General features: G+C 44.1%; 4 protein-coding genes. All 4 read left to right on the top strand.

From position 1 onward, the window contains the following. Window positions 1-317 precede the first annotated feature (317 nt). Window positions 318-1,241: a TIM barrel protein gene (locus AAC033_RS18380; protein WP_339740872.1), complete on the top strand. Its 924-nt coding sequence runs from the start codon at window positions 318-320 to the stop codon at window positions 1,239-1,241. Window positions 1,242-1,412: 171 nt separating this feature from the next. Continuing rightward, on the top strand, window positions 1,413-2,012 hold the full coding sequence (locus tag AAC033_RS18375; protein ID WP_339740869.1) for a sigma-70 family RNA polymerase sigma factor: 600 nt from the start codon (window positions 1,413-1,415) through the stop codon (window positions 2,010-2,012). A 101-nt stretch (window positions 2,013-2,113) separates the two neighbouring features. Beyond that, entirely contained in the window at window positions 2,114-3,253 is a 1,140-nt protein-coding gene (locus AAC033_RS18370; RefSeq protein WP_339740866.1) for a FecR domain-containing protein, read from the top strand. A 298-nt stretch (window positions 3,254-3,551) separates the two neighbouring features. After that, window positions 3,552-4,501: TonB-dependent receptor plug domain-containing protein (locus tag AAC033_RS18365; protein WP_339740864.1), on the top strand; the 950-nt coding region annotated here is incomplete at its 3' end.

Raw genomic sequence — 4,501 nt, 5'->3', positions numbered from 1 at the left:
CTATTTCGCTGTTTCTTCCAAGTATCTTTAACGTATATTCTGTGTTTAGAAAACATAGAAGTAACCCAGAAGATCCTCAAAATATCTGACTAGATACCGGATTTGAATCAGTAGGCTATTGGTAAATTCGTGGGCTGACTTCATGGATAACCTCTCTTTTCGATACGCATCAAGCGAATTTTCTCTGATTTTTCACAAAACAATTTACGCCTTCGTTAAACGAACAAAATGAAATTCGTAACAGCTATGCTTAAAATCTTTTTGTAATCTGGATGAAATAATCTTATTTTTGGCTTATTACTAAACCAATTACTACAATGAAAAGAAGAAACTTTATCAAGAACACCGCCCTCGGCAGTTTTATGGCTACGGGATTAACAGCCGGACTATCAGCATCTGCCTCGACACAACAATCTTCCAATTCGGCTAAATTTCAGCTCAAATATGCCCCCGGGCTGGGCACCTTCAATGAAATGGCAGGGAAAGATCCGATCGACCAGATCAAGTTTATGAATGATCAGGGATTCCGCGCAATTTTCGACAACGGATTGATGCACAAGGACCCAGCGCTACAGGAAAAAATTGCGAACGAACTGGCACGGCTCGGAATGGATTTAGGCCCATTTGTGCTGTATGCTGATTTTGGGGTGAAGTCCTTCGTGACCCAAGACCCGGAAATAAAGGACATGCTGAAGAAAAAAATGCAAGAAGGCCTGGAATGTGCCAAACGAACCGGCGCCAAAACGGCCCTGGTGGTTCCGGGACGCTTTGCCGATAACCTGGAGTGGGACTACCAAACCGCCAACGTGATTGACAACATGCGCATGTGCTGCGATATTGTGGAACCCCATGGCCTCACCCTGGTGCTGGAACCGCTCAACGCCTGGACCGACCATCCCGGCTTGTTCCTGACCAAGATTCCTCAAACACATATGATTTGCCAAGCCGTAAACAGCCCAAGTTGTAAATTGGTGAACGACCTCTACCACCAGCAAATTACCGAGGGTAACCTAATCCCCAACATTGATATGGCCTGGGAATCGATTGCCGCTTTCCATATTGGCGACAATCCCGGACGCAAAGAGCCGGGCACCGGCGAAATTAACTTTGTCAACGTATTTAAGCATATTCACAACAAGGGCTACGATGGTGTGCTTTGCTGTGAGCATGGCCGAAGCATTCCGGGAAAGGAAGGCGAACAAGCTTTCATTGACGCCTACCGAAAGGCAGACAGCTTTTAAAACTTAAGATCACTACAAAAGAGCTTCACTTGTTGAAGCTCTTAATATATCGTCTAAATTTTAATCCAAATCCAAAACTTATTGGCGTTCTGTGTGTAACTAATCTTAACCAAATAAGTTCTAATTTTGGCCAAGAGGAAAATTTGCTTGTGCCATTAGTTGCAGAATTGTATGCAAAATCGACTGAACGACGAACATTTGCTTTGGAAAAGCTTTACAGAAGGGAACGATAGAGCTTTTTACGAACTGTACGACCAATATAGCGATGCGTTATATAGCTTTGGCATGCAGTTCTGCAAGGACCCTGGGTTCGTGAAGGATTGCATCCATGACCTGTTTTTGGATTTACACAAATACCGGGAACAATTGCGACCAACCGATTCTATCCGGTTTTATTTGTTCCGCGCTTTGAGGCGAATCATTCACAAACAGAAGCTTAACATCACCTTATTAAGCCTGGATCACAAGATTGAACAAACGCTACACGCACATGCCCCTGGCTGTGAAGAGACGATCATCCATTCAGAGATACAACAAGAAAACATGGATCTTCTGACAAATGCTGTCAGTCAACTGACTAAAGTACAGCAACGGGCGCTTTTTTTAAAGTTTGAGCAGGATCTCGACTATGCTGAAATTGCCAGCTTGCTGAATATTTCTGTTGAATCGGTCAGAACCAATATGTACCGTGCCTTAAAAGCACTGCGAAAAAGTCTTTCCAAGCATCGAATCTCCTTGAACCTGTTCATTCAATTTTTATCTACCAAATAAGTCTGAACATCAACCACTTAATCTTTTTTTAAAAAAAAAGTCATTTTTGCTGTCTATGTTTTGGCTTTTTTCTCCTTTATCATGGTATAAGCACCATTCACGTGAAAAAGAAAGTCGAGGATATTTTAGCAGAAGAAAAGATCACTGCGCAGACAATAAAGGAAGAAGCAGATGCCAGCCCAAAGACTATCAAGTCGGCCAGCCAGCTGTATGCCTATTTGCAAACCCCCAAAGACCAGTGGTCTGCTTTGGAAAAGAAGCAAGTAAAATCGCGCATACAACATTCCGTCGAAACAATTTCCCGGCGAAAAACCCGGCGAATCTGGTTTACTGCCGCTTCAGTTTTTATTTTAGCCTTGTCCGGTGGAATCTGGTACAGCCAAATTGACCAGCACTCCGAAATTGCTGACTTTGCCAATAGCATCGAAGAAAATAAAACCGACACGATTACCCGCCTGGTTTTAAGCGAAAGCCGGGCCATTGAGATTCCGGAAGTGGAGTCGGAGATACAGTACAACACCAAGGGCGAAGAAATTGCCATTGGCTCGAGTCAAACCGTTCAGCAAAAACTGGAACCAGTAAAACCCAGCTACAATACGCTGACCGTTCCATACGGCAAGCGGTCAAAAATAACCCTCTCCGAAGGCACGACGATCTGGCTAAACTCAGGCTCAAAATTGGTTTATCCGGCGGTATTTGCTGAAAACAAGCGAGAAGTTTACCTGGATGGAGAAGCCATTTTCGAAGTCTCGAGAAATCCGGAAAAGCCATTCATCGTTAAATCACAACAGTACGATATTGAAGTGATTGGAACCATTTTCAACCTCAACGCTTATTCGGAGGATAAAAACTCAAGTACCGTTTTGAAGGAAGGTTCCATCAAACTGACTCGTAAAACAAAAGCCTATTTACCAGCTGAAAACAAGATAGTCTCACCAGGAGAGATGATCACGTTTAATCGCAACGAAGAAAAATTTCAAGTCCGCCAAGTTGATCCTTCTGACTATCTGTCCTGGCACCATGGCTACTATATTTTCAGAAGTGAAACACTGGGAAACATCCTGACACGAATTTCGCGCTATTACAATATTGAAATAGACCTGAAAGACAAACAATTGGCTGGCGTAACCTTTTCCGGACGCCTGGACCTGAAAAGCAGTCCCGAAGAAGTTTTAAATACCATCAAAAAGACAACACCATTTAACTTTAAAGAGGAGGAACAACGAATCACTATCTACTAAACTAAATACATTACAATCAAACCTGGAACAAAAAAAGCCTGCAGATGCTGCAACACCTGCAAGCTTTGGTACTTAACAAACATCGCCATGGGCGATATTTAATAACTAAAAGATGAACAAATTTATGAAAAAAAGTGGCAACTGTGCGTATTTTTTCCATAGGAGGGACTACTGTGCACATTTCTTAAGAGTTATGAGATTAACCTTACTTCTGCTGTTATTAGGAGTTGGTAACTTGTACGCAACTTCTACTTATTCCCAGAGTACGAGACTTTCCGTGAATCTGGAAAACGGTACAATGAAGCAGCTTTTTGAAGAAATTCAGGAACAGAGTGAGTTTATTATCTTTTACAAGGACAGCGATGTCGACCTGGAAAAGAAAGTAAGCGTTAAAGCTGAACGTTTTTCCGTTGAACGAATTCTTCGAAAAGCATTTGAAGGAACCGACCTGACTTATCAGATCTCTGATCGGCAGATTGTCATTATCCCCGACCAAGCCGTCGCCCCTGAACTGGTGCAGGAAGTCGTACAGCAACCGGGCCTGAAAACCGTATCAGGCGTAGTGAAAGACGATGTAGGCCTTGGCCTTCCCGGTGTTTCAGTCGCCGTGAGGGGAACTTCAAGGGGAACCAGTACCGATGCCAACGGTGAATTTTCCATGCAAGCTGCTGTTGGTGACACGCTGGTCTTCTCATTTATCGGGAAAACGCCGGTTGAGCAGGTCGTTGGAGATCGCAACATCTTCGATGTGGCGCTGTATGATGACGACACCCAATTGGAAGAAGTTCAGGTGGTAGCCTTTGGACGCCAGAAAAAAACGAGTGTGATTTCTTCTATTGAAACGGTGAGACCGGCCGATCTAAAACAACCGGCCTCGAACCTGACCAGTGCCTTGGCAGGTAAAATCCCGGGGATTATTTCGTACTCAACGACCGGTGAACCCGGCAATGACAACGCGCAGTTCTTTATTCGCGGGGTCACAACCTTTGGCTACAAAACCAATCCACTAATTTTGATTGATGGGTTTGAAGCCTCGCCAGATGACCTGGCCCGTATGGAGCCGGATAACATCGAAAGCTTTTCCATTTTGAAAGATGCATCTGCTACCGTACTCTACGGTGCCCGGGGTGCAAACGGAATTATCATTGTTGAGACTAAGTCAGGGCGTGAAGGGCCGGCTAAAATCAACATCAGGCTCGAAACACACATCGCAACACCGACCCAGATGAACGAATTGCTGGACGGAGT

Source organism: uncultured Sunxiuqinia sp. (assembly GCF_963974515.1).
Taxonomy (GTDB): Bacteria; Bacteroidota; Bacteroidia; order Bacteroidales; family Prolixibacteraceae; genus Sunxiuqinia.
Note: the sequence above shows the minus strand (reverse complement) of the source record. Positions and strands in the feature narration are given on the sequence as shown.